Here is a 23,954-nt window from a genome sequence, read left to right as displayed (position 1 = left end):
CACTGCGACGACGTCGGTGGATCACTCCGACTGAGCGCTCTCCATGGCGGACAGACTCCCCAGCAATCGGAGACGCTCTTCGGTGGCGCCGCCCGGCGAGGGGGTCATGGTGAACATGACGAGCCCGGGATCCGCAGGCAGCTCGAAACCCTCGTAGTCGAAGAGGAGCGCCCCGACGTCAGGATGGTGGATCCGTTTGCTTCCGGTGCGGTGGAAGCGAACATCGTGGGCTGCCCAGCGCGTACGGAAGACGTCACTACGCGTGACGAGTTCGCCGATCAGATCGGTGAGGTCCTTGTCGTGCGGGTTGCGTCCCGCTTCGATTCTGAGTGAGGCGACGATGCTGTTGGCCCCGGACTCCCAATCGACGTAGAAGTTCTGCGCAGCGGGGTTGAAGAACGTGTAGCGGGCGTTGTTGCGCTGATTGGCGGCGTCGTCCAGAATCGGCGCGAAGACGGCCCGACCGATGACGTTCACGGCGAGGAAGTCCTTGCGTGCGTTCGAGATGTAGGCGGGAACGCTGATGCTGTCCAGGAGTCGCTGAAGCGCGGGCCGGATGACGGGCGTCGCAGCCCGCGGACGTGCGCGTGCAGAACGGTTCGGGGCGGCGTTTCGGGCGAGGTCATGGAGGTGGGCGAGCTCGGCGTCGTCGAGGTGGAGTGCGCGCCCGAGCGACTCGAGCACTTCCGGGGAGACGCCGGACAGGTTGCCGCGCTCCATCCTGGCGTAATAGTCGACGCTCATCCCGGCCAACATGGCCACCTCTTCGCGGCGGAGACCGGTGACACGTCGTCGGCCTCCGCCGATGATGCCGGCCTGCTCCGGGGTGAGTCGTGCTCGCCGCGTGGAGAGGAACTCACTCACCTCGGCTCGTTGTGTCATGCCTGCCACGTCGTGCCTTCCCGTCGTGTGTGGATGGGTGTCGTGTGCGGATACGTACCGACCGGCGGCGCTCACGAGCCGCCGGTCGACGAGCTACCGGCCGAGCCGGCTCAGGTCGTCCCGCACGGTGGCCGGTTCGTCGGTGAGAGGCATGTTCGGCATGTCGAGTGCGCCGTCGATTCCAGTATCTCGGACGAGCGCCTCGAACTCGGGGGCCAGGTCCTCCTGCGCTGCCCCTCGCTCCGCGACCAATTCAAGGGTTCGGTGGTCCGCCGCGTCGATCTCCAGACAGTCGAGCAGCACGCGCGCGATCTGGTCGCGGGCGATGACCCCGTCTGCCGGCGAGGCCGTGCTGTACTGGTCCCCTTGGCGGAAGACGATGTGGCGCTCGTCCGGTGCGTTGTAGTCGAACCAGCCGGGGCGGACGACCGTGTACCGGTTGCCGGACGCGCGGACGAGGCGCTCGGCCCTCCGTTTCCAGTCGTGACCTTCGTTCGCCCGATCCGTCGTGCCGACAGCGGTCATCAGGGCGATGCGCACAGGGCGTCCGTCGAGCACAGTGAGCACGTTGGCCACTGCTCCGTAGTCGACCTTCTCTGCGACACCACGGCCACCATGGGAGCCGTGGACGAAGACCACGGAGCCGACCCCGGCGACAGCGTCCGCCAGCGTCTCGGCCGAGGTGAGATCGCCGATGACGATCTCCGCGCCCTCCGGGACCCGCGCGGCGCGAGATGCGTCACGCACCAACGCGCGCACGTGTCGTCCTCTCGTGAGAGCCTCGCGGACGACGTGCACGCCGATGCTTCCGGTCGCCCCCACGACGAGAACCGTGGACTGCTCGGTCATGTCAGTTCTCCGGGATATCGCGACCGAACGCCTCGAGCGTGATGACCTCGGGCTCCGGGCCCCCGCGAACGCCGGCATCGAGAGCGTCGATGCGAGCGATCTCGTCGTCGGTGAGTTCGAAGTCGAACACGTCGAAGTTCTCCGCAATACGAGCAGGCTTCACCGACTTGGGGATGGCCTGGACGCCGTTCTGGATGTGCCAGCGGAGCATCACCTGGGCTGCCGACTTTCCATGTGCGTCGGCGATGGCGACGATGACGGGGTCGTTGAACGTGCTCTGGGAATCGTCCCCTCGGTAGGACGTGATGCCGCCGATGGGCGACCAGGCCTGTGTGAGGATGCCGCGGTCCTTGCCGAACGCCTGCAGCTCGCGCTGCTGGAAGTACGGGTGCACCTCGATCTGGTTCACCGCCGGCACGATCTCGGTCTGCGCGAGCAGCGTCGTGAGGTGGTCGACCATGAAGTTGCTCACGCCGATGGCGCGGACCTTGCCCTCGGCGAGGAGAGTCTCCAGCGCCGTGTAGGCGGCGATGGTCTTGTCGAACTCACCGGGGAGGGCCTGGTGGAGGATGAAGAGGTCGATGACGTCGACCTGGAGCTTGCGGGCGCTCTTCTCGAATGCGTGCAGCGTCTGGTCGTAGCCGTAGTCGCTGATCCAGACCTTCGACTCGATGAACACGTCGTCGCGGGAAAGACCGGACGCCTTGACGGCGTCGCCCACTCCTCGCTCGTTGGCGTATGCGGCGGCGGTATCGATGAGACGGTACCCCGTGGAGAGGGCGGAAGAGACAGCCTCGACCGTTTCGTCCGGCGGTGTCTGGAAGACGCCGAAACCCAATGCGGGCATCTCGACGCCGTTGTTCAGGGTGAGGTGAGTGTTCGTCATGGGATCGACACTATGACCATCCATCAGCACCTGGGAGTGACTGTCGTTACACGGATAAGCGGTCAGTCCCGCCCGCCGCAACGCAGCACCAGGGGCCACCTATCCAGGTAACAGCAGAGCACCCCAGGCGATGAGGTACGGGCGTACCGTCGAAACATGGCCCGCACCGCTTCCCCGCAAAGCCCCACGAAAGTCGGGCGCCGGGTCGCCGCTGCTGTCGGCATCGTGGCATCGGCCGTCTCGATCGCCGCGTGCGCCGGATCAGACGATGCACGGCCCGACGTCTCGGCACCATCAGCACCACCGAGGGTCGAGGGAGACACCGTGACCACGGACACCTATCGTGACGGAGAGTACTCCGCACGCGGCTGGTATGGCTCGCTCCCGTCCCATCACGACGTGACTCTCACCATCGAGAACGGCATCGTCACAGACGTCGACATCACCACGCCGGCAGATGACGAGATATCGCTGGGGTATCAACAGCGGTTCGCTGATGCCCTCCCGAGAGAGGTGGTGGGCACGCCGCTCGACGACATCGTGGTCGACCGACTCGCGGGATCCAGCGGATGTTCGGAAGGGTTCATGAACGCGCTCGCCGACATCCGCGAGAATGCTCTCCGCTGACCCGACTCCCCGCCTCCTCTGCCCCCCCTTCTCCTTCACTGCGATGGGAACGCCACTGTGAACCTCGAACCGACCACACCGACCGCCAAGAACACTGCAGACCAGTTCGTGGGAGGCGTCTGGGTGGACCGAATCGCCGCACCGCACGATGGGGACCAACGGATGACCGTGGCCATCGTCAAGTTCGCACCCGGGGCGCGCTCCGCGTGGCACTCGCACGCCCGAGGTCAGTACCTTCGTGTCACCCAGGGCGTCGCCCGCTTCGGGACGCGCGACGGGCAGATCATCGACGTGCACCCCGGAGAGACGCTGTACACGCCGCCCGGACAGGATCACTGGCACGCCGCCGCCGGCGACTCGTTCATGGAGCACATCGCCATGCTCGAGAACGCGGACGACCCGGCGGAGACCACGGCGTGGAAAGAGCACATCACCGACGACGACTACGCGGGGCGCTTCGACCGGCGGACCGGAGATCCTGCTTCGCGACAGTAGGGCGGGAGTGGCGACGCCCTCCGTCAGATTGCTCTTTCGTCGTCTTGCTGGCGGCCTTCTTCTTCCTCCGTCCGCCCGTCCTCGTCCTCCGGTCGAGTGCGCACCGTGGTCGATCCGAGGGACACGGTGGCGAGCAGGCCGAGGGCGAGGAACCCTGCCGCTGTCCAGGCGGCGTAGCGGGTCCCTTCGGAGAAGGCGGCCTTGGCATCATCGGCCACATCAGCGGTCGCGGCATTCGACTCCAGCCCGCTGATCGCCGCCCCTGCGCTGTCGACCACGGCCGACACGATCTGGTCGCGCTGGGCGGCGGGGACACCGCGCTCGTCGAGCGAAGACGCGAGGATCCCGGCGGTGCTGGTGAAGAGAACAGTGCCAAGAACAGCGACGCCGAGGGCGGCGCCGATCTGCCGAGACGTGGACTGCGTGCCCGAGGCCGCCCCGCTGTCCGCGACCGGCACCTCGGCGAGCACGACCCCGGTCAGCTGCGCCGTGGCGAGGCCGACACCGAGTCCGTAGACGAAGAGGAACGGGATGAGCGGTCCCCAGGATGCGTCAGGGCCGATGACGAAGCCGACTCCCGCGACACCGATGATCTCGGCGATGAGGCCGGCACGCACCACCCAGACCGGGGCGACCTTTCCGCTCGAGGCTCCGGCGACACCGCTGGCGAGGAACGATCCGCCCGCCAGCGCGAGCAGGAGCAGCCCTGTCTGCACGGCTTCGAAACCGCGCACGAACTGCAGCCAGAGCGGAAGCGCGAGGATGATGCCGAACTCCCCCAACGACACCACCGCTGCGGCGATGTTCCCGTTGCGGAACGAGGAGATCGAGAACAGCCGCAGCGCCAGCAGCGTCGACTTCCCCACCCGTTCGCGGTGCCGTCCCCACAGGATGAACGCGATGACGGCGAGGACGGCGACAGCGAAGAACAGCGGGATCGGCGACAGCTCCCACGGCCAGGCCCAGTCTCCGAACTGCGGCCGCGTGTCGACGAGCCACCAGCCGTAGGTCCGTCCCTCGATCAGGCCGAACACGAGGCTTCCCATCGCCGCTATCGACAGCAATGCTCCGACGATGTCGACGCGGGAGACGCGATCGCTGCGGGATTCCGCAACGGTCAGGAGCACGCCGATCACGATGATGATGCCGAGGGGGATGTTGATGCCGAAAGCCCAGCGCCACGAGTAGGCGGTCGTGAGCCACCCGCCGAGGAGCGGACCGACGGCCGCCATGCCACCGATCGTGGAACCCCATACGGCGAACGCGATTCCGCGCTCCCTGCCTCGGAAGGTCGCGTTGATGATCGAGAGGGTGGTGGGGAGGATCATCGCACCGCCGACGCCCTGCGCCAGTCGGGCCAGGATGAGCATGCCGCCGTCCGGCGACAGGGCGGCGAACACCGACGAGGCTCCGAAGACGACGACGCCGATGATCATCACCCGGCGTCGACCGAAACGGTCGGCGAGGCTGCCGAAGACGAGCAGCAGCGACGCGAAGACGAGCGTGTACGACTCCTGCACCCACTGGACCTCGGTCGAGGTGATGCCGAGGTCCTCCACGATCGCGGGGATCGCCACGTTGACGATCGTCGAATCGACGATGATCAGCGAGACCGCGATGCTGATGAAGACGAGCCCGAGCCAACGCAAGCGCACGTATCTTTCCATGATCGCTAGCCTAGTTAGCGAAATTCGATCGCGGTAGGCGGTATCCCAGCGGGACGACGATAGGCTCGATACGTGCCCCTCCTCTCGATCGCCGGTTCGACGCGTGCCCCGCACCGTCTCCGTTCGGCGACCCCGATGAGGGAATGGATGCGGGTCATCCTGCACCCGGGCACGAACGGGTGGACCAGTGTCTGGGGCACCCTCTCGCACGGCGAGATCGCCGGCTGCCCGCCGCCACGGAACTAGACCACGCCTCGAACGGGGCGGTGGTCTTCTGCGCCATTCACCCCTTCTCTCGCGTGAGGTCTTTTCCGTGTCCCCGAATTCTTCCCCTGCCCGTTTCTCCCTCGCCCCGCATGCGCTGTGGAACGGCATCCGCTCCAACGCCCGCAGCGACGTCCTCGGCGGGTCGCTCCTGCTCGCGGCGACGTTCGCCGCGCTCGTCCTCGCCAACAGTCCCGCCGCCCCCTGGTACGAGTCCGTGCGCGACTTCACGTTCGGCATCCCGGAACTGCATCTCGAACTCAGCGTCGGCGCCTGGGCGTCCGACGGGCTGCTGGCGATCTTCTTCTTCGTCGTCGGTCTCGAGCTGAAGGAGGAGTTCGTCGCCGGACGTCTGCGCGATCCGCGTCGAGCCGCCCTGCCGATCGCGGCCGCGGTCGGCGGCGTGGTGGTTCCCGCTCTCATCTTCGTCGTGATCAACGCCGCCGGCGGTTCGGATGCCCTGCGCGGCTGGGCGATCCCCACGGCCACGGACATCGCGTTCGCCGTGGCCGTGATCGCCGTGGTCGGCAAGTTCCTGCCTCCCGCCCTTCGGGTTTTCCTGCTCACGCTGGCGATCATCGACGACCTCATCGCGATCACCATCATCGCGACGTTCTACACCGACACCATCAGCTTTCCGTGGCTGATCCTGGCGCTGCTGCCGCTGGCGGGATTCGCCGCCCTGGTGGCGAAGGGGGTGCGGGCGTGGTGGATCCTGCTCCCCCTCGCCATCGCCGTCTGGGTGTGCATCCACGCATCCGGTGTACACGCGACCGTCGCCGGCGTGCTTCTCGGCTTCGTCGTGCCCGTCACGGCGACGGAGCGCGCCCGCGTGCGGGTCGGCACGGACGATGCCGGCCGACCGGTCTACGACGGTATGGCCGCGCACTTCGCCGACCGTTGGAGCATCGTGGCCACGCTGTTCGCGGTCCCGGTCTTCGCCTTCTTCGCCGCCGGGGTCACCGTCGGCGGGTGGGCAGGCCTCACGTCGGCGTTCACGGACCCGATCACCATCGGAATCGTCGTCGGCCTCGTGATCGGGAAGCCGATCGGCATCCTCGCCACGACCTTCCTGCTGAGTCACCTCCCTGCGCTGCGCCTGGACGAGTCGCTGCGCTGGCCCGATCTGACCGGAATGGCGTTCCTCGCCGGTATCGGGTTCACGGTGTCCCTCCTGGTGGGCGAACTCGCCTACGGATCGAGCTCGGTTGCAGACGAACACGTGAAGATCGGGGTACTGGTCGGATCGTTCATCGCCGCCCTGCTCGGCGGGATCATCCTGGCGCGCAGCAATGCACGGGGACGTCGTGAGGTTCACGACGCCGGTCAGGTGCGCTGACGCACGGCGGTTGCTCGAAAGGCCGGCCGCCCCGCCGCCCGTCGGTGGCACTCCGCACCGATTCGCGGGAAGCTGGAGCATGAGGTTTCTCCGCTTGCTATGGCGCTATCCGGCGATCACGACCACCGTCCTCGTGTTCGTCGGCGTGCTCATCCTGCACGCAGTCGACGCGGCCGTCATCGGACGGTGGATCGCCACCGGTTACGTGGCCGCGTTCGTCGTCTGGACCCTCGTCGGCATGGTGCGGGATGTGCTTCGCGGCCACGTGGGTCTCGACATCCTCGCTGTGGTCGCGATGGTGGCGACGCTCGCCGTCGGCGAGTACATCGCATCCCTCATCATCGTGCTCATGCTGTCGGGCGGAGAGGCGCTCGAAGACTTCGCCGGCCGTCGCGCGAAGCGCGACCTGTCCGCGTTGCTGGATCGTTCTCCGCGCATCGCCCACGTGCTCGTGCACGCACAGGCCGCGGATTCGGACGAGGTGAGGGATCTCCCCGTCGACGAGGTCGCGATCGGCGATGTGCTCCTCGTGCGCCCGTCGGAGGTGGTGCCCGTCGACGGCGTGCTGCTCACCGAGACCGGAACCTTCGATGAGTCATCGCTGACCGGCGAGAGCATGCCCGTGGCCCGCGAGTCCGGAGGGGAGGTGCTCTCCGGAGCGATCAACGGCAGTCGCGCTGTGCGGATCCAGGCCGTTCGCTCGAGCGCAGACAGCCAGTACCAGCAGATCGTCGCACTCGTGCACGCCGCAGAGGACTCCCACGCGCCGGTGGTGCGGCTCGCCGACCGCTTCGCGATCCCCTTCACCGCGGTGTCGCTCGTCCTGGCCGGCACAGCCTGGGCCATCTCGGGCGACGCGACGCGCTTCGCCGAGGTCCTCGTGCTCGCGACGCCCTGTCCTCTCCTGATCGCCGCCCCGGTCGCGTTCCTGGGAGGCCTCTCACGCGCGGCGAAGACAGGCGTGATCATGAAGGGCGGCGCCGTCATCGAACAGATCGCGCGCGTGCGATCGGCGGCCTTCGACAAGACGGGAACGCTCACGCAGGGCCGACCGGAACTCGTCGATGTCCGGCCGGCGAACGGCTTCGGCGCGGACGAGGTCCTGCAACTCGCCGCCTCGGCGGAGCAGTACTCGACGCACGTGCTCGCCGAGGGCATCCGTCGCGCCGCGGACGCGCGCGGACTCGCGCTGCGTGTCGCGACAGAGGCCAGGGAGGAGGCCACGAACGGTGTCGTCGCCGAGATCGATGGTCGAGCTGTCGTCGTCGGCAAGCCCGCCTACGTGGCCGCTCTCGCGCCCGACACCGTGCGGGCGACGTTGGAGCTGAGTCAGGCCGCAGCCTACGTGGCCGTCGACGGCCGTTTCGCCGGGGTGCTCGTACTCGCCGACCACCCAAGGCCCGAAGCAGCGGCCGTCGTCTCGTGGTTGCGGACGCACGAGGTGGATCGCGTGGTCATGCTCACGGGCGACGTCGGGCCGACGGCGGAATCAGTGGCTCATCAGGTGGGCATCTCGGAGATCCACGCCGAGCTGCTTCCGCCCGAGAAGGTCGCTCTCGCCGGTGAACTCCAACCGCGGCCGATCATGATGGTCGGCGACGGCGTGAACGACGCCCCTGTGCTCGCCGCCGCCGACATCGGCGTCGCCATGGGCGCGAAGGGAGCGACCGCTGCCGGCGATGCCGCTGATGTCGTGATCCTCGTCGACTCGCTCGCGAAGCTCGTCGATGCGGTGTCGATCGGTCGCCACACTCTGCGGGTCGCCCTGACCGCGATCTGGATCGGGATCGGCTTGAGCGTCGGTCTCATGATCGTCGCGATGACCGGCCTCATCCCCGCGGTGGTCGGAGCACTCGTCCAGGAGCTCGTCGATCTCGCGACGATCCTGTACGCGCTGCGGGCGCTGAGCGGCCCCTCGACGGTGCTCGCCTCCGCGCCCGCCCGTCCGCAGGTGAAGACCGAGGCACCGGCACCGCAGCGCAAGGAGTGAGGAGTCACGACCTGCGCGTACGACGACCGACCCGACGGAGGCGGATCATCCATGTGGACGGTCTCGCTGCGGCAGCGTGAGGGTGAACCGGCAGCCGGCCCCACTCTGCGAACGACCTTCCAGCGTTCCGCCGTTCGCCACCGCGAGTCCGCGCGCGATCGCCAGCCCCAGCCCGGCTCCGCTCGTCGCCAAGGGGGCCATGCTCCGGGTGCGGGCGAGGTCGCCACGCCATCCGGCATCGAACGCCTGCTCGAGAGCCTCAGGGGTCATGCCGGAGCCGTGGTCCTCCACGCTGATCCTGACCGCGTCGGCATCGGCCTCCAGGAAGACCGTCGCCGCGGTCCCCTCAGGGGTGTGCTGCACCGCATTGGCGAGCAGGTTCATCAAGATGCGCTCGATGCTGAGAGGATCGGCGAAGGCCGTGACGTCGCCTGACTCGTCGACTTCCAGGTGCACCGTCGCGCCGAGATTACGGGCTGTTCCCACGGCATCGCCGACCAGATCGGCGACATCGAGGTGCTCCGGGCTCAGCGGCACCCGATCGATCTCGATGAGCGAGAACGCGAAGAAGTCCTCGACCAGCGCCCCGAGACGACTGCTCTGCGCGCGAAGCCTCGTCGTGAACTCGACACGGTCCTCGATGATCCCATCCTCGTGAGCGCGGATGATCGCGTCGATGGCGGCCAACGGTGTCCTCAGATCATGGGAGATCCCGGTGATGAGGTGCCGTCTCGCCTCCTCCTGCCGGAGATTCGTCTCCCGTGCCTCGTGGAGCGCGCGCGCAGCGTTGTGGAGCTCTCGATCGATCTGCCGATACTCCCAGTTCGACACCACCGTGTGGTCGTCGAGGGGACGACCCGATGCCAGTTGCCGGGTGTGCAGGCTTATCCGTCTGCTCTCCTCGACCAGCCGGTTGCCCAGGCGCCACGCCAGCAGCATCGTGCCCGAGCCGGCGAGGATCGTCGCTCCGAGGATGAGCGGCAGATCGTCCTCCTCGATCTGCATCCGAGAGGCCGCGAAGGCGAAGGATGCCGACATCCCCACGACCACCGTCATCACGACGATCATCATCTGACAGCGCATCGAGTACCTGCGGGTCAGCCGAAGCGCGACCGCCCCGAAGACTCCGGTCAGGATCACCGCCGCCACGACGACTCCGAGCGTTTCGAGGAGCATCGCGTTCATCTCGTCCCTTCGCTGTCGAGCAGATAGCCGTGCCCCCACACCGAGCGGATGACGACCGGCCGGGAGGCATCGGGCTCGACCTTCAGGCGGAGGCGACGGATGTTGACGGCCACAGCCGAGGTGTCTCCGGCCTCCCATCCCCACGCTCCGCCGGCGATCTCCTCGCGCGAGTGCACCCGATCGGGGTGGCGGAGGAGGAAAGCGAACAGCTCGAACTCCCGGACGGTCAGCTCCAGGTCGACGCCATCGCTCTGGATCACCCGCATCGCCGGCGTCAAACGGAACCGTCCGAGGGTGATCGGCGACTCGCCGGCGCCCTGGTGCGCGGTCCGCTGCAACAGCCGGATCACGCGGAGCACGATCTCGCGCGGTGCGACGGGCTTGACGACGTAGTCATCCGCGCCGGCTTCCAGGCCGTCGATGCGTTCATGCGGCTGCCCCATCGCCGTGAGCAGGAGGATCGGAGCGTTCGACGTGGTGCGCAGACGACGGCAGATCTCCACGCCGTCGACGCCGGGGATCATGCGGTCGAGGAGCACCACATCCGGAGGACTGAGCGTCGCGGCTTCCAACGCCGCGAAGCCGTCGGCGACCGCTTCGACGGAGAACCCGGCACGACGCAGATAGGCCACGAGGATGCTGCGCAGCTCCTCATCGTCCTCGACGACCAGCACCCGGCCGTTCGCGAGGTCGGCCAACTGCACTTCCACGGTTCTGAGCACCTTCCGAAGATACGTCGTCGTTGCCGACAGAGTCCTGCACTCTCAGCGGAACGACGGGGCGCGCTTCGACAGGAACGCCGCCATGCCCTCCTGGCCATCTGCGTGTGCCAGAGCGTCCCGGAACAGTGTGCGCTCCGCCACCGCACGCAGCGGCGCGGGCATCGCGAAAGCGGCCTTCACGGCGGCGAGCGCGCTCCTCGACGCACGGCTGAACGCGAGCGTCTGACCGCCCACCGCAGCGGCGAGCCCATCGGCGTCGGGAAGCACGGCGTCGACGAGACCCCACTCCTCCGCCGTCGCGGCTGTCACCCGCTCGCCCGTCAGGGCCATGCGTCGCGCCCGGCCGTCGCCGATCCGGGCGGCAACACGATACGTGCCGCCGAAGCACGGGATCAGGCCCAACCCGACCTCGGGCAGCGCGAAGAGCGAGTTCGCCGTGGCGTACACGAGGTCGCAGGCGGCCGCGAGTTCGCACCCACCTCCGAGCGCGTGACCGTCGACGGCGGCGATGACCGGCATGGGGCAGGCGGCGATGCTGTCCATGGCCGCCTGTCCGGCGCGGCTGATGCGCTCACCGGAGTCGGACGATGCGGCCGCCATCTCGGCGATGTCGGCCCCGGCCACGAACGCGCGTGTTCCGGTCGAACGCACGACCACGGCGCGGGGGCGATCCGCGGGCACCGTCTCGGCGAGCTCTGTGAACACATGCCGGATGGCATCGAGCTCGTCGATGCCCATAGCGTTGAGCTGAGCGGGGCGGTCGAGGGTGACGGTGAGGGTGGTCCCCTCGGAGCTGATGAGCAGTGTGGACACGGTAAGGCCTTTCAGGAGTCCCAGATCGCCCCGTACGCGGGGACCCCGAGGGCTTCCAGCGCGGAGACGACCCGGCGGGTGGTCGATTGGTTGGAGATGCAGATCACCGCTTCGGCGTCGAACGACGTGAACTCTTCGAGCGCCAGTGCCACGAGGTCGGGGCGCCCCTGTTCGCTGGTGTTCCAGATCACGGCATCGGGGTGCGAGGCACGGATGGACTCGACGAGATCGTCGCCGTAGGTGGCTTCCGGTTCTCTGGTCGCCCACACGAGCTTCGAGGGCGTGGTGTCGGCGAAGAGGTGCGGCAGGCACGGGCCGATCCCGCTTCCGGTCGCGACCCACACGACGCGCTCGAAGAGCTTGTCCACGTTTCCCACGCCCGCCGTCGGAATCCCTCGTGTCCACACATGCGAGGGCGCGTCGTCGATGAGTCTTCCGGTCCAGTCCCCCGCCCGCGAGATGGTGAGCCGGAAACCGGTCTCGTCGCGGGTGACGACATTCGCGAACGAGTGCCACTGGCCGAGCGGATGCCGCGCCAGGGTGGTGGACGAACCGGCGAAGGGACGCACGCCGTGATCGAAGTCCGCGAGTGCGACGTGAGACGACGGCGTCGCGATGCGGACGGGCACTTTCCTGAGCCGCAGCCACGGTGCGACGACGCTGAGCACGATGACCAGCAGCAGCCAGAACGACGGCGACGCGGCGAGGACTCGTCCGATCCCCGCAGCGCCGGCGGAGTCGGCGGCATCGGCGGCGAGCGCCACGGTGAGTACGGCGAAGAGGGTGAGAGCGGACCATCCTCCGAAGCGATGGGTCATCTCGAACAGGTCATGGCGGCGTTGGCGGATCGGAGGCAGCGCCGGTACGAGGATTCCGACCAGGCACGCGACGAGGGCGACGGCCACGCTCTTCGAGAACACGGAGAAGGAATCACTGAAGACGACGGTGGCGGCTCCCCCCAGGAACCAGCCCACGGCCGCGACCGCGGCTCCGACGTGGATCCCACCGAAGTGGTAGACCTTCGCGAGACGTCGACGGACCGCCAGCGGCGCCGATTTCGGCACGCTCGTCGCGAGCCGGAACAGGAGGTTGATCACGTACTGCTGGCGGATCAACACTGCGGCTGTGAGGTTCACGCCGCTCATGGTGATGAGGAGGGTGGCGGCGTCGTCGGACGACATCGAGGCCGAGGTCGTGGCGATGATCCCGGCGACGACGGCGTTGAGCGCGAGAACCAGCACCACCAGCCTGTTGTAGGGCATCAGAGCAGGACGGGTGAGAAGAAGCCGCCACCCGGTGAGCGCCGCGGAGCGCACGTGGGTCCCGGGAGTCACGCTGCTCGCCATGCGTGGCTCCTCAGCACCGTCTGGTCGACCTTGCCGCGCGTCGTCATCGGAAGAGCCGGTTCGAGATGGACGATCTCCGGCACGCAGTAGTACGGCAGTGCTTCACGCACATGGGCGAGCGCAGCCTCCACGTCGGCGTCCTCCGGAGTCACGAAAGCGACCAGCGCGGTGCGATCATCGGTGGGGAGGACGGCCGCGTGCTGCACGGAGTCTTCCCGCTCGAGCAGTGCGCTCACGGCGTCGGGTTCGACTCTGAAGCCCCGGATCTTGACCTGGTCGTCCGTGCGTCCGAGGTGCTCGAGATCTCCGTCCGCATTCCATCGGGCGAGGTCGCGGGTGCGGAACATGAGACTGCCGTCGTCGGAGAACGGGTCGAGTCGGTAACGGTCGCGGGTCAGACGCGGGTTTCCCAGGTACCCGGCGGTGACCCCCGCTCCCCCGACCCACATCTCCCCGACCTCGCCGTCGGCGACCGGAGCGCCACCCTCATCCAGGATGTAGGCGGTCGTTCCCGGGATCGGACGCCCGATCGGCGGATCCGCCTCATCGGGGGTGCACAGATGCATCGTGTTCACGATCGTGATCTCGGTCGGACCGCACGAGTTGTAGAAATCCGTCACGGCAGCCCAGCGGTTGGCGAGGGCACGAGGGCACCGTTCCCCGGCGACGGCCACGGCGGTGAACCGGCCCAGCCGTCGCGGGTCGTGCGGGGTGAGGATCGACGGGGTCGCGATCACGACGTCTGCGGCACGCAGAGCCTCGGCGAAGTCCCGTCCGCGGATGTGCAGCGTGGCACCGTGGGTGAGCGCGCCGAGGATCTCCCAGACCGCCATGTCGAAAGCGATGTTGAGGATCTGGGCGACCACGGTCCCCGGCTTCATGCCGAGCGCTCCGGGCCCTCCGAACAGGAAGTTCTCGAGGTTGCGGTGGGTCACCCGCACGCCGTTGGGCGTACCCGTCGTTCCGGACGTGAAGATGATCACGCATTCATCTCCGGCGCGTGGCGCGACCGTCTCCTGCGGAGAGGCATCCGCGTCCGCGGTGCGGGCGCGATCGATCGGCACCGCCAGGATGCCCGTCGCCGACGTCACGCGGTCCGCGAACCGCGCCTGGGTGAGCACGACACGCATGCCCGTCACAGCGACCACATGCGCCATATGGACCTCGGTGGCGATTCGCGGATCGACGGGCACATACGCCGCTCCGAGCCGCAGTGCGGCCACGATGGCGACCACCATCTCGAATCCGCGCTCCACGAAGATCCCGATCCGATCGCCTCTCCCGACGCCTCTCCGTCGAAGATCCGCCGCCAGCACGCCGGAGAGCTGATCGAGCTCTCCGTAGGTCAGCTCCCGCCCTGCGTGCCGTGCCGCGACGGCCAGCGGTTGTTCGCACATCCACCGGCTGAGCATGTCGAGGATCGTACGGCGGGCGGACGGAGCGCCCGGGGCGGACGGGGATACGGCGGGAGGAGCAGGAGCGGACACGGGGAACACCTTTCGTTTCGGTGTGCCCAGTATTTTGCGACCGACCTCCCGCGGCGGCGGGCAATCATTACAGAGCGTGATCAGTTCCCTGCGTATCCCCTGTCATCGCCGAAGGTCCCCCGGGTGAATTCACGGTGACGCCCGCGTTTCGCGGGTCCAGCACGGTTAGCCTGACCTCGAGCGGGAGCCACCGCGGAGTGGCCTCCTGTCGTCAACGGCTGAGGGTGGTCGACTCAGCCCTGAACAAGGGAACTCACCCATGGCCGAACTGATCGTCATCTCCTTCGACTCCGAGCCCCAGGCGGAAGGGGCCTACGACGAGATCCTGTCGTTGCAGAACGACCTGGTCGTCGAGCTCGCGGGCCTCGCGCTCGTGAAGGTCGACGAGAAGGGCAAGACCAAGGTCGAGTATCCGGGCGCTGCCGGCAACGTCGGTGTCGGAGCCGCAGGCGGTGCACTCTTCGGCATGCTCATCGGCCTCCTGTTCTTCGTACCGATCGCCGGACTGCTCTTCGGCGGCCTCTTCGGCGCGCTGTTCGCCGGCCTCGACAAGACCGGCATCGATGCGGAGTTCCGCGACCGGGTGAAGAGCACGGTCTCCGCCGGCAAGTCCGCCGTCGTCGTGTACGCGACGAAGATCACCGAGGACAAGTTCGCCGCCGCACTCGCGCCGTTCCAGGGCACGGTCGTCCAGACCTCCCTCTCCGCCGAGGACGAGAAGGAGCTCATCCACGACCTCGGAGGCGCGCAGTAGTCGATTCACACGGACGTCGAGCACGGTGGCTGGCTCCGTCCGACCCGCGGTGCTCGGCGTCCAGCTCGCGATACACCCCCATGCACTCGCGATACACCCCATGTATACGAAGAAGGAACTTCCATGACCGCGGAACTGCCCGGATCGATCCTGCCGCTTCCTGACCGTGAGTATCAGGGGCCCGTCGTCTTCGACGCGAAGAAGTCGGAGGCCGACTTCCCTCCCCTCGTCGCCAAGCGCCCGCCCAAGAGCGCACCGAACGTCCTGGTGATCCTCCTCGACGATGTGGGCTTCGGCGCGTCGAGCGCATTCGGCGGCCCGATACACACGCCCACGGCCGAACGCCTCGGGAACGCCGGGCTGAAGTACACCCGATTCCACACGACCGCGCTGTGCTCCCCCACCCGTGCTGCGCTGCTCTCCGGACGCAACCACCACGCCGTCGGCATGGGCCACATCACCGAGACCGCGACCCCTTCCCCCGGCTACCGTTCCACGCGTCCGAACTCTGCCGTCCCGCTGCCCGAGATCCTGCGCCAGAACGGCTACAACACCGCGCAGTTCGGAAAGTGCCACGAGGTGCCGGTGTGGGAGACAGGCCCCACGGGACCGTTCGACCACTGGCCCGCATTCTCGGGCTTCGAGAGGTTCTACGGTTTCATCGGCGGTGAGACGAACCAATGGACGCCGGCCCTCGTCGACGGAGTCACCGCGGTCGAGCCGCCGACGGACGAGGGTTACCACCTGATGCCCGATCTGGCCGACAAGACCATCGACTACATCCGGCAGCAGAAGAGCCTGACGCCGGACAAGCCGTTCTTCATCTACTTCGCCCCGGGCGCGACGCACGCCCCGCATCACGTTCCGAAGGACTGGATCGCGAAGTACAAGGGGGCCTTCGACCAGGGCTGGGACGCGCAGCGCGAGCAGACCTTAGCGAAGCAGATCGAACTCGGCGTGATCGCGCCGGACTCGAAGCTCACCGAACGCCCGGAGGGACTGCCGGCCTGGGACGACGTCCCGGACGAGCAGAAGCCGATCCTCGCGCACCAGATGGAGGTCTATGCGGCGTTCCTGGAGTACGCCGACTTCCACACCGGTCGCGTCATCGACGCGCTCGAGGAGCAGGACATCCTCGACGAGACCCTCGTCTACTACATCATCGGCGACAACGGGGCGAGCGCGGAGGGCGGCATCAACGGTGCCTACATGCTGACGACCGCCTCCAACGGCGGCGGTCAGTTCGAGACCGTCGAGTTCTGGAACGAGCATCTCGACAAGGTCGGCGGTCCAGAGGCGTACAACCACTACTCCGTGGCGTGGGCGCACGCGATGTGCACGCCCTACCAGTGGACCAAGCAGGTGGCATCGCACTACGGCGGAACGCGCAACGGCACCATCGTCCACTGGCCGAGCGCGATCGAGGGATCCGGCGAGGTCCGGCACCAGTGGCACCACGTGATCGACCTCGCCCCGACCGTCCTGGACGTCGCGGGCCTCGCCGAGCCGCACACGGTGAACGGGGTCACCCAGATTCCGATGCACGGCGTCTCGATGGCCTACAGCTTCAACGCCCCGGACGCCGATGAACGACACGTCACGCAGTATTTCGAGCTGATGGGCAACCGCGGCATCTACCACAAGGGCTGGACGGCGCAGACGAAGCACCGCACTCCGTGGGATGTCGTCTCGAAGGCTCCGGACTTCTCGGCCGACGTGTGGGAGCTGTACGACACCTCGGTCGACTGGACGCAGTCGGACAACCTGGCGTCCACACACCCGGAGAAGCTGGCAGAGATGCAGCAGATGTTCCTGATCGAGGCGGCTCGGCACAACGTGTTCCCGCTCGACGACCGCGCGGCCGAGCGCATGAATCCCGCGATCGCCGGCAGGCCCACGCTCGTCACCGGCGACCGACTGCGGTTGTACCCGGGGATGATCCGCCTGGGAGAGAACGTCGCCCTGAATGTGAAGAACCGTTCGTACTCGGTGACGGCCCAGCTCACGGTGCCCGAGGACGGCGCAGTCGAAGGTGCCATCGTCGCCCAGGGCGGGCGCACCGGCGGGTGGTCGTTCTTCGCAGAAGACGGCAAGCTCGGGTACCACTACAACTACTGCGGGCTGGTCCGCACGACCGTGCTGTCCGACACGACCATCGGCGGTGGCGATCACCTCGTGCGTGCGGAGTTCGCCTACGACGGCGGGGGGATCGGCAAGGGCGGCGAGGTCACGCTGTTCATCGACGGCGCCGCGGCCGGCTCCGGACGCGTGGAGCACACGCACCCGCTGTACTTCTCCTTCGACGAGGGCCTGGACACCGGCGAGGACACCGGAATGCCCGCCTACGAGGGATACAAGGAGTGGGGCGGCAAGTTCAGCGGCACGATCGATTGGGCGGAGGTCGCACTCGGCACCGACGATCACAACCACCTGGTCGACCCCGAGGAGCACTTGAACGCCGCGCTGCGGCATCAGTGAGTCGCGAGAACCTTGCGCAGAAAGACCCCGTCCGGCTGGACGGGGTCTTTCTGCGCACGGGAATCAGCGATCGAGGATGGCGCGGGTCGCGACGTCAGGCCGCAGATCGAGGCGACGCAGCAGCTGCGCGTTGAGCGCGACGACGATGGTCGACAGCGACATCAGGATCGCCCCCACCGACATCGGCAGCACGAATCCGATCGGCGCGAGCACGCCGGCCGCGAGCGGCACCGAGAGCAGGTTGTACCCGGCCGCCCACCACAGATTCTGCTTCATCTTCCGATACGCGGCCCGCGAGAGTTCGATGACCGAGAGCACGGAGCGCGGGTCATCGCTTGCGAGGATCACGCCGGCAGAGGCGATGGCGACGTCGGTGCCCGCCCCGATGGCGAGCCCCACGTCTGCCTGCGCCAGCGCGGGTGCGTCGTTGACGCCGTCGCCGACCATCGCCACCTTTCGGCCCTCACGCTGCAGCTCCTGCACCTTCGCGGCTTTGTCCTCGGGGCGCACCCCCGCGAAGAACCGGTCGATCCCCAGGTCGGCGGCGACTGTCTGCGCGACGGCCTCGGCATCACCCGTGATCATGACGACCTGCACACCGAGCGCATGCAGCGCGTCCACGGCTTCGCGGGATTCCGGACGTACCTCGTCGGCGAGCTTCAGCGCTCCGATCACTCGGCCGTCCTGGACGACGTGGAGGATGATCGCGCCGTCCTCCCGCCACTGCTCGGCGACGGCGAGCTCGTCCGCCTGCTCCTCCGTGAGCAGGTGCGGGCCGCCGACGCGCACGGTGGATCCCTCGACGGTAGCCGTGACCCCGACCGCAGGCGACGACGTGAAGTCGCGGCTCTGCGGCACCGCCAGGCTCCTGTCGGTGGCGGCGCGGACGATCGCCTTCGCGAGCGGGTGCTCGCTGTCGGCTTCCGCAGCGGCGGCGAGCGCCAGCACGCGATCGGCGTCATGCTCGCCGGAGACCGACACCTCCGACACGACGGGCTCGCCCTTGGTGAGGGTTCCGGTCTTGTCGAACAGCACGGTGTCGACGGTTCGCATACTCTCCAGGGCGAGGCGGTCCTTCACGAGGACTCCACCCCGGGCGGCGCGCTCGGTCGCGATCGACACGACGAGCGGGATCGCCAGACCCAGCGCGTGCGGGCAGGCGATCACGAGCACGGTGATCGTGCGGATGACGGCCGCGTCGGGGAATCCGACGAGAGTCCAGACGATCGCGGTGATCGCCGCGGATCCCAGAGCGAACCAGAACAGCCACCCCGCTGCGGTATCCGCGAGGCGCTGAGCTCGCGAAGACGAGCTCTGCGCCTCGGTCACCAGGCGCTGGATGCCGGCGAGGGTGGTGTCGTCTCCGGTCGCGGTGATCTCCACCCGGAGCGCGGAGTCCGTGGCGACGGTGCCGGCGGTGACCTGGTCTCCCGCGCCGCGTGTGACCGTGCGGGACTCCCCCGTCACCATCGACTCGTCCATCGACGCGCGTCCGTCGAGGATGCGCCCGTCGGCCGGAACGCTTCCGCCAGGGCGAACGACGACGATGTCACCGACGGCCAGGTCTGCGGGTGAGACGATCACGACCTGACCGTCCTCCACACGCTCGGCCTCGTCCGGCAGGAGGGCGGCGAGCGAGTCGAGTGCAGAGGTGGTCTGCGCGAGCGAGCGCATCTCGATCCAATGCCCGAGCAACATGATCACGATGAGGAGGGCCAGCTCCCACCAGAAGTCGAGCTCGTGGTGGAGGATGCCGAGACTCGCCCCCCACGATGCGAAGAAGGCCACGGTGATCGCCAGGCCGATGAGCAGCATCATGCCGGGCTTGCGCGCGCGGATCTCGCTGACGGCGCCCACGAGGAAGGGCTTGCCTCCCCACACGTACATCACGGTTCCCAGCACGGGCGAGACCCACATCAGCCCGGGGAGGTCGGGAAGGGGGTAGCCGAGGATCATCGCGAACATCCCCGACAACGCGACGGTGGGGACGGCAAGCGCGAGCATGATCCAGAACAGCCGCCGGAACTGGCCGACGTGGTCGGCGTGCCCGCCGTGCTCTCCGTGTCCCCCGTGGGCGTCGTGTCCCCCGTGGGCGTCGTGCCCCCCATGCATATGGTCGGAGTCGTTCGACTCCTGGGGCGGGGCGTCGGGTGCGGTGCTGTCGTGGTGCGGAATGCTCATTACCTCTCCTCCTCGGAAAGACGATTCCCGTGCAGGGCCGCGTGTGGCGGCCCCGCACGGGTGAAACGGTCAGGCTGCGGCGACGTACTTCGCCGGGTCGGCGTCGAACGCCGGCCCGCATCCTGCGCAGCAGAAGTAGTAGCGGGTGCCCTCGTAGTCACGGAACAGGCCGGCGGCCTCGGCATCCGCGACGACGACCGCGCTGCCGACCATCACCGGGCACTCTGCCATGGCGCCGGAGGGCGACGCCAGCAGATCCTTTCGACCTTCGGCGGAGACCGCACCGTTGCTGGTGACGCTGCAGCAGGATCCTGCGGGGGAATCGGACATGAGATGCTCCTCTTTCGGTTTCAGTGGGTTCCTGCGGGGACTGCCGGTGTCGCGCGTTCCCGCGCCGCACGGCTCCCTGCCGGAGAGGGGTCCGCCGTCTGGCTCCGGAAGGAACGCAGGCGGAGGCTGTTGCCGACCACGAAGACGCTGGAGAACGCCATCGCCGCGCCGGCGAGCATGGGGTTGAGCAAGCCGAGCGCTGCGAGCGGGATCGCCGCGACGTTGTAGGCGAAGGCCCAGAACAGGTTGCCCTTGATCGTGCCCAGAGTCCTGCGGGACAGGCGGATGGCGTCCGCGGCACTGCGCAGATCTCCGCGGACCAGTGTGATGTCGCTGGCCTCGATCGCCGCATCGGTCCCTGTGCCCATCGCGAGCCCCAGATCGGCCTGGGCGAGTGCGGCCGCGTCATTCACGCCGTCCCCGACCATCGCGACGACCTTGCCATCGCGCTGCAGCCGTGTGATCACATCGACCTTCTCCTTCGGGAGCACCTCGGCGATGACATCGGTGATGCCGACCTCTGCCGCGATCTGCTCCGCCACCGCCCGGTTGTCGCCGGTGAGGAGGACGGGCGTGAGACCCAGACTCTTGAGCTGCGAGATGGCCTGCGCACTGGTCGGCTTCACCGTGTCGGCGACGACGAGCACGCCACGCGCCTCGCCGTCCCACCCGACCGCGATGGCGGTCTTGCCCTGACTCTCGGCCTCCGCTTTCACGGCAGCGAGCGCGGCGGGCAGGTGCAGCGACCACTCGGCCAACAGCGATTCCCGACCCACGAGCACCGCGTGCCCCTCGATCACGCCCTGAACACCCTTGCCTTCGACGTTGACGAAGTCCTCGGGCACCGGGAGTGCGCCGATCTCCTGAGTCGCGGCTTTCGCCACTGCCTGCGCGATGGGGTGCTCCGACGCGTCTTCCACGGCGCCTGCCAGCCGCAGGAGCTCGCGTCGATCGACGCCCTCCGCGGTGTGCACGGCGGTGAGCGTCATCTTGCCGCTCGTCACGGTGCCCGTCTTGTCGAGCACGACCGTGTCGACCTTGCGGGTGGATTCGAGCACCTCGGGTCCTTTGATGAGGATGCCCATCTGCGCTCCGCGTCCCGTCCCCACCAGCAGAGCGGTCGGTGTGGCGAGGCCCAGCGCGCAGGGGCAGGCGATGATGAGCACGGCGACGGCCGCCGTGAAGGCTGCGGAGGCAGGGAACCCGGCTCCCAGCCATGCCCCGAGGGTGGCGAGGGCGATCGCGATGACGATCGGCACGAAGATCCCGGAGACGCGGTCGGCGAGGCGCTGCACCTCGGCCTTCCCCGTCTGCGCGTCCTCGACCAGCTTCGCCATCTGCGCCAGCTGCGTGTCGGAGCCGACACGGGTCGCCCGGATGACCAGGCGGCCACCGGCGTTCACGGTCGCGCCGGTCACGGCGTCCCCTTCACCGACCTCGACCGGCACCGACTCGCCGGTCAGCATCGAGGCATCGACGGCCGAGGTCCCGGACACGATGACCCCGTCCGTGGCGATCTTCTCACCGGGGCGTACGACGAACTCATCGCCCGGCTGGAGGTCGGCCGTGGGAATCCGCTTCTCGATACCGTCGCGGATCACGGCGACGTCCTTGGCTCCGAGTTCGAGCAGCGCACGCAGCGCGGCCCCGGCCTGGCGCTTGGAGCGCTTCTCGAAGTAGCGCCCGGCGAGGATGAACATCGTCACCCCCGCCCCCACCTCGAGGTAGATGTTCGCGGCGCCGTCACTCGGAGCCACGGTCAGCTCGAACGGGTGCGTCATCCCGGGGACTCCTGCAGTCCCGAAGAACAGGGCGTAGAGCGACCACAGCAATGCGGCGATGGTCCCCATCGAGATCAGGGTGTCCATGGTCGCTGCGCCGTGGCGCAGGTTCGTCCACGCCGCCTTGTGGAACGGCCACGCCGCCCACACGATGACGGGACCGGCGAGCGCGAGCGAGAGCCACTGCCAGTACATGAACTGGAGCGCCGGGATCATCGCCATCGCGATGACCGGAACCGTCAGGACGATCGAGGCGATGAGCCGGTGCTTGAGACTCGTGAGTTCGGCATCGGGGGCATCGCCCGCATCGTCCTGACGCGTCTCGGCTTCGGGCGCAGGAAGGGCCGCGGTATATCCGGTCTTCTCCACCTCCGCGATGAGCAGAGCAGGATCGAAGCCGGCCGGGGCGATCACCTTGGCCTTCTCCGTGGCATAGTTCACGGTCGCCGTGACGCCGTCGATCCGATTCAGCTTCTTCTCGATCCGCATCGCGCACGATGCGCAGGTCATGCCGCCGATCTCCAGCTCCACGCTGGCCGGTGCGGCCGCGGACTGCGTGTCCGTCATGATGATCTCCTCGATACTTGCGCTCCGCGTCCGAGGACGCGGAAAGAGTGGGGTGGTGCGGTTCAGTGCCCGCCGTGGTCGTCGCCCGTGTCGTTCGACGACAGGTCGGCGGGAACCGCATCGAGGACGAACGGCGCGGTGTGGACCTTCCCGTCGACCTGGAAGTCGAGGTAGAGCAGGTACCTGCCGGCGGTCGGAGCCTGCGCGGTGAAGACCACCTCGGGACCGGCGACCTCACCCGGTTCGGGCTCATCTCCGTGCGCGTGCACGTGCAGGTAGGCCAGGTCTCCGTCACGGAGTGCGACCAGATGCCCGAACGCACCCAGATAGGGCTCGAGCGTGGTGACGGGTACCCCGTCCCGAGCGATCTCGACCGTCAACTCGCTCCCGGCACCGGCGACGAGGTCACCACTGATCGACACGTCGAATCCATCGACGGTGGCGGTGGACCGCGTCTCGGCCGGAGGCTGCGGCGTGAAGGGCCCGCCCACATCGACGGTCCGTGAGAGCGTCACCCCGGGCCCGTCCGATGCGGTGAAGTCGGCGTACACACGGTACGTACCCGCAGCCTCCCAGGTCCATGGCAGCGACCAGGCCCCCGTCCCGACATCGAGCACGGGATGCACATGCCGATATCGGCTGCCGTCACTGCGCACCACGATCAGGTGAAGCTGCTTGCCGTGGGCCGTCTCGTACGAGGTGACCGGCTCGCCCTCGGGCCCTCGCACCACGAAGGAGAGCTCCCCCGCGGTCCCGGTCTCCCCCGGGGCCGAGATCGCGCCGATGGTGTATCCGGATGCGGCGATCATCACTCCACTCACGTCTGCCCCCTGCTCTTTCCCGTTATCCGTGTTCTGCGTGGCGGGTTCCGCCGACTGCTCATCGTGGCCGGCTCCCCCGCGCTCCGTCCAGGAGGCCACAGCGCTGTCGGGAACGACGGCGCCGGCCACCGCGAACGCGACCCCGAAGACCACCACGAGACCCGCGCCGTAGAGGCCGAGACGGCCTGCGGTGTTCATCAGGCGGGTACTGCCTGGTAACCCGCCTCGTCGACCGCCGCGAGGATCGCCGCGTCTTCGAGGGGTTCTGCGCTCGTCACGACGAGCCTGCCGGTCTGAGCGCTGATGTCGACCGCATCGACACCGGGAATCTGGCTGACTTCGCCGCGGATAGCGACCTCGCAGTGGCCGCAGCTCATTCCGCTCACCTGGTACTCGCTCGTGTTCATGAGGGTTCCTTTCTCGATTCAGCATACCCGGGTGGGGTACTCCTTCGCGTCAACCTTATACCCTCCCAGGGTATTCCGATCAC

The 23,954-nt window shown here is 68.0% G+C and carries 21 protein-coding genes; 7 read left to right on the top strand and 14 right to left on the bottom strand.

All coding sequences use genetic code 11. The features are described from left to right. Positions 1-21 precede the first annotated feature (21 nt). The 3 genes from GZ64_RS0110525 to GZ64_RS0110515 form a co-directional block, all read right to left on the bottom strand. Complete coding sequence (locus tag GZ64_RS0110525) at positions 22-882, bottom strand: helix-turn-helix transcriptional regulator (RefSeq protein ID WP_029258421.1); 861 nt, start codon at positions 880-882, stop codon at positions 22-24. A gap of 93 nt (positions 883-975) precedes the next feature. Beyond that, positions 976-1,731, bottom strand: coding sequence for an SDR family oxidoreductase (locus GZ64_RS0110520; protein WP_029258422.1), 756 nt, complete (start codon positions 1,729-1,731; stop codon positions 976-978). 1 nt (position 1,732) lies between these two features. Then, complete coding sequence (locus GZ64_RS0110515) at positions 1,733-2,617, bottom strand: aldo/keto reductase (protein ID WP_029266431.1); 885 nt, start codon at positions 2,615-2,617, stop codon at positions 1,733-1,735. Between the two features lie 156 nt (positions 2,618-2,773). On the opposite strand from GZ64_RS0110515, the gene GZ64_RS0110510 reads away from it, so the two are divergent. Continuing rightward, positions 2,774-3,244 (top strand): hypothetical protein, encoded by a 471-nt coding sequence (locus GZ64_RS0110510; protein ID WP_156040317.1) that lies wholly within the window; start codon positions 2,774-2,776, stop codon positions 3,242-3,244. A 57-nt stretch (positions 3,245-3,301) separates the two neighbouring features. Beyond that, positions 3,302-3,739, top strand: a complete 438-nt coding sequence (locus GZ64_RS0110505) for a cupin domain-containing protein (RefSeq protein ID WP_029266427.1) — start codon at positions 3,302-3,304, stop codon at positions 3,737-3,739. 23 nt (positions 3,740-3,762) lie between these two features. On the opposite strand, the gene GZ64_RS0110500 is transcribed toward GZ64_RS0110505, so the two are convergent. Beyond that, positions 3,763-5,406: an MFS transporter gene (locus GZ64_RS0110500; protein WP_036331396.1), complete on the bottom strand. Its 1,644-nt coding sequence runs from the start codon at positions 5,404-5,406 to the stop codon at positions 3,763-3,765. Positions 5,407-5,478: 72 nt separating this feature from the next. Between GZ64_RS0110500 and GZ64_RS19875 the strand changes: the two genes are divergently transcribed. The 3 genes from GZ64_RS19875 (at position 5,479) to GZ64_RS0110485 (ending at position 8,999) form a co-directional block, all read left to right on the top strand. Next, on the top strand, positions 5,479-5,652 hold the full coding sequence (locus GZ64_RS19875) for a hypothetical protein (RefSeq protein WP_017831028.1): 174 nt from the start codon (positions 5,479-5,481) through the stop codon (positions 5,650-5,652). A 67-nt stretch (positions 5,653-5,719) separates the two neighbouring features. After that, positions 5,720-7,009 carry a Na+/H+ antiporter NhaA gene (gene nhaA / locus GZ64_RS0110490; RefSeq protein WP_029266423.1) on the top strand — a complete coding sequence of 430 codons (1,290 nt, stop codon included), beginning with the start codon at positions 5,720-5,722 and terminating at the stop codon, positions 7,007-7,009. Positions 7,010-7,088: 79 nt separating this feature from the next. Beyond that, entirely contained in the window at positions 7,089-8,999 is a 1,911-nt protein-coding gene (locus GZ64_RS0110485; protein ID WP_029266421.1) for a heavy metal translocating P-type ATPase, read from the top strand. A gap of 45 nt (positions 9,000-9,044) precedes the next feature. Here GZ64_RS0110485 and GZ64_RS0110480 read toward each other — a convergent pair whose 3' ends face one another. Genes GZ64_RS0110480 through GZ64_RS0110460 form a run of 5 tightly spaced genes read right to left on the bottom strand, consistent with a single transcriptional unit; the run spans position 9,045 to position 14,477 of the window. Beyond that, the gene (locus GZ64_RS0110480; RefSeq protein WP_197020521.1) at positions 9,045-10,175 is read right to left on the bottom strand and encodes a sensor histidine kinase; all 1,131 of its coding nucleotides are present in this window, start codon (positions 10,173-10,175) and stop codon (positions 9,045-9,047) included. Between the two features lie 5 nt (positions 10,176-10,180). Beyond that, the gene (locus GZ64_RS0110475; protein ID WP_231479869.1) at positions 10,181-10,906 is read right to left on the bottom strand and encodes a response regulator transcription factor; all 726 of its coding nucleotides are present in this window, start codon (positions 10,904-10,906) and stop codon (positions 10,181-10,183) included. 42 nt (positions 10,907-10,948) lie between these two features. After that, on the bottom strand, positions 10,949-11,719 hold the full coding sequence (locus tag GZ64_RS0110470) for an enoyl-CoA hydratase/isomerase family protein (RefSeq protein ID WP_081859732.1): 771 nt from the start codon (positions 11,717-11,719) through the stop codon (positions 10,949-10,951). 11 nt (positions 11,720-11,730) lie between these two features. Beyond that, positions 11,731-13,065: a hypothetical protein gene (locus GZ64_RS0110465; protein ID WP_051667967.1), complete on the bottom strand. Its 1,335-nt coding sequence runs from the start codon at positions 13,063-13,065 to the stop codon at positions 11,731-11,733. Beyond that, positions 13,050-14,477, bottom strand: coding sequence for an amino acid adenylation domain-containing protein (locus GZ64_RS0110460; RefSeq protein WP_051667964.1), 1,428 nt, complete (start codon positions 14,475-14,477; stop codon positions 13,050-13,052). Before GZ64_RS0110460 ends, GZ64_RS0110465 begins: the two co-directional genes overlap by 16 nt. 334 nt (positions 14,478-14,811) lie before the next feature. Between GZ64_RS0110460 and GZ64_RS0110455 the strand changes: the two genes are divergently transcribed. Continuing rightward, on the top strand, positions 14,812-15,306 hold the full coding sequence (locus GZ64_RS0110455) for a DUF1269 domain-containing protein (protein WP_029258438.1): 495 nt from the start codon (positions 14,812-14,814) through the stop codon (positions 15,304-15,306). A gap of 123 nt (positions 15,307-15,429) precedes the next feature. Further along, positions 15,430-17,784, top strand: coding sequence for an arylsulfatase (locus tag GZ64_RS0110450; protein WP_029266409.1), 2,355 nt, complete (start codon positions 15,430-15,432; stop codon positions 17,782-17,784). Between the two features lie 63 nt (positions 17,785-17,847). Here GZ64_RS0110450 and GZ64_RS0110445 read toward each other — a convergent pair whose 3' ends face one another. The 5 genes from GZ64_RS0110445 to GZ64_RS0110425 all read right to left on the bottom strand — a co-directional run bounded on the left by GZ64_RS0110445 (position 17,848) and on the right by GZ64_RS0110425 (position 23,871). Next, positions 17,848-19,965, bottom strand: a complete 2,118-nt coding sequence (locus GZ64_RS0110445) for a heavy metal translocating P-type ATPase (RefSeq protein WP_029266408.1) — start codon at positions 19,963-19,965, stop codon at positions 17,848-17,850. A 69-nt stretch (positions 19,966-20,034) separates the two neighbouring features. Further along, the gene (locus GZ64_RS0110440) at positions 20,035-20,295 is read right to left on the bottom strand and encodes a YHS domain-containing protein (RefSeq protein ID WP_021198015.1); all 261 of its coding nucleotides are present in this window, start codon (positions 20,293-20,295) and stop codon (positions 20,035-20,037) included. A gap of 20 nt (positions 20,296-20,315) precedes the next feature. Then, positions 20,316-22,643: a heavy metal translocating P-type ATPase gene (locus GZ64_RS0110435; RefSeq protein WP_029266406.1), complete on the bottom strand. Its 2,328-nt coding sequence runs from the start codon at positions 22,641-22,643 to the stop codon at positions 20,316-20,318. A gap of 62 nt (positions 22,644-22,705) precedes the next feature. After that, positions 22,706-23,662 (bottom strand): hypothetical protein, encoded by a 957-nt coding sequence (locus GZ64_RS0110430; protein WP_029266404.1) that lies wholly within the window; start codon positions 23,660-23,662, stop codon positions 22,706-22,708. Beyond that, positions 23,662-23,871, bottom strand: coding sequence for a heavy-metal-associated domain-containing protein (locus GZ64_RS0110425; protein ID WP_029266402.1), 210 nt, complete (start codon positions 23,869-23,871; stop codon positions 23,662-23,664). The genes GZ64_RS0110430 and GZ64_RS0110425 overlap by 1 nt, the downstream gene beginning before the upstream one ends. Positions 23,872-23,954 lie beyond the last annotated feature (83 nt).

This window comes from Microbacterium sp. Cr-K32, assembly GCF_000708345.1.
Lineage (GTDB): Bacteria > Actinomycetota > Actinomycetes > Actinomycetales > Microbacteriaceae > Microbacterium > Microbacterium maritypicum_A.
Note: the sequence above shows the minus strand (reverse complement) of the source record. Positions and strands in the feature narration are given on the sequence as shown.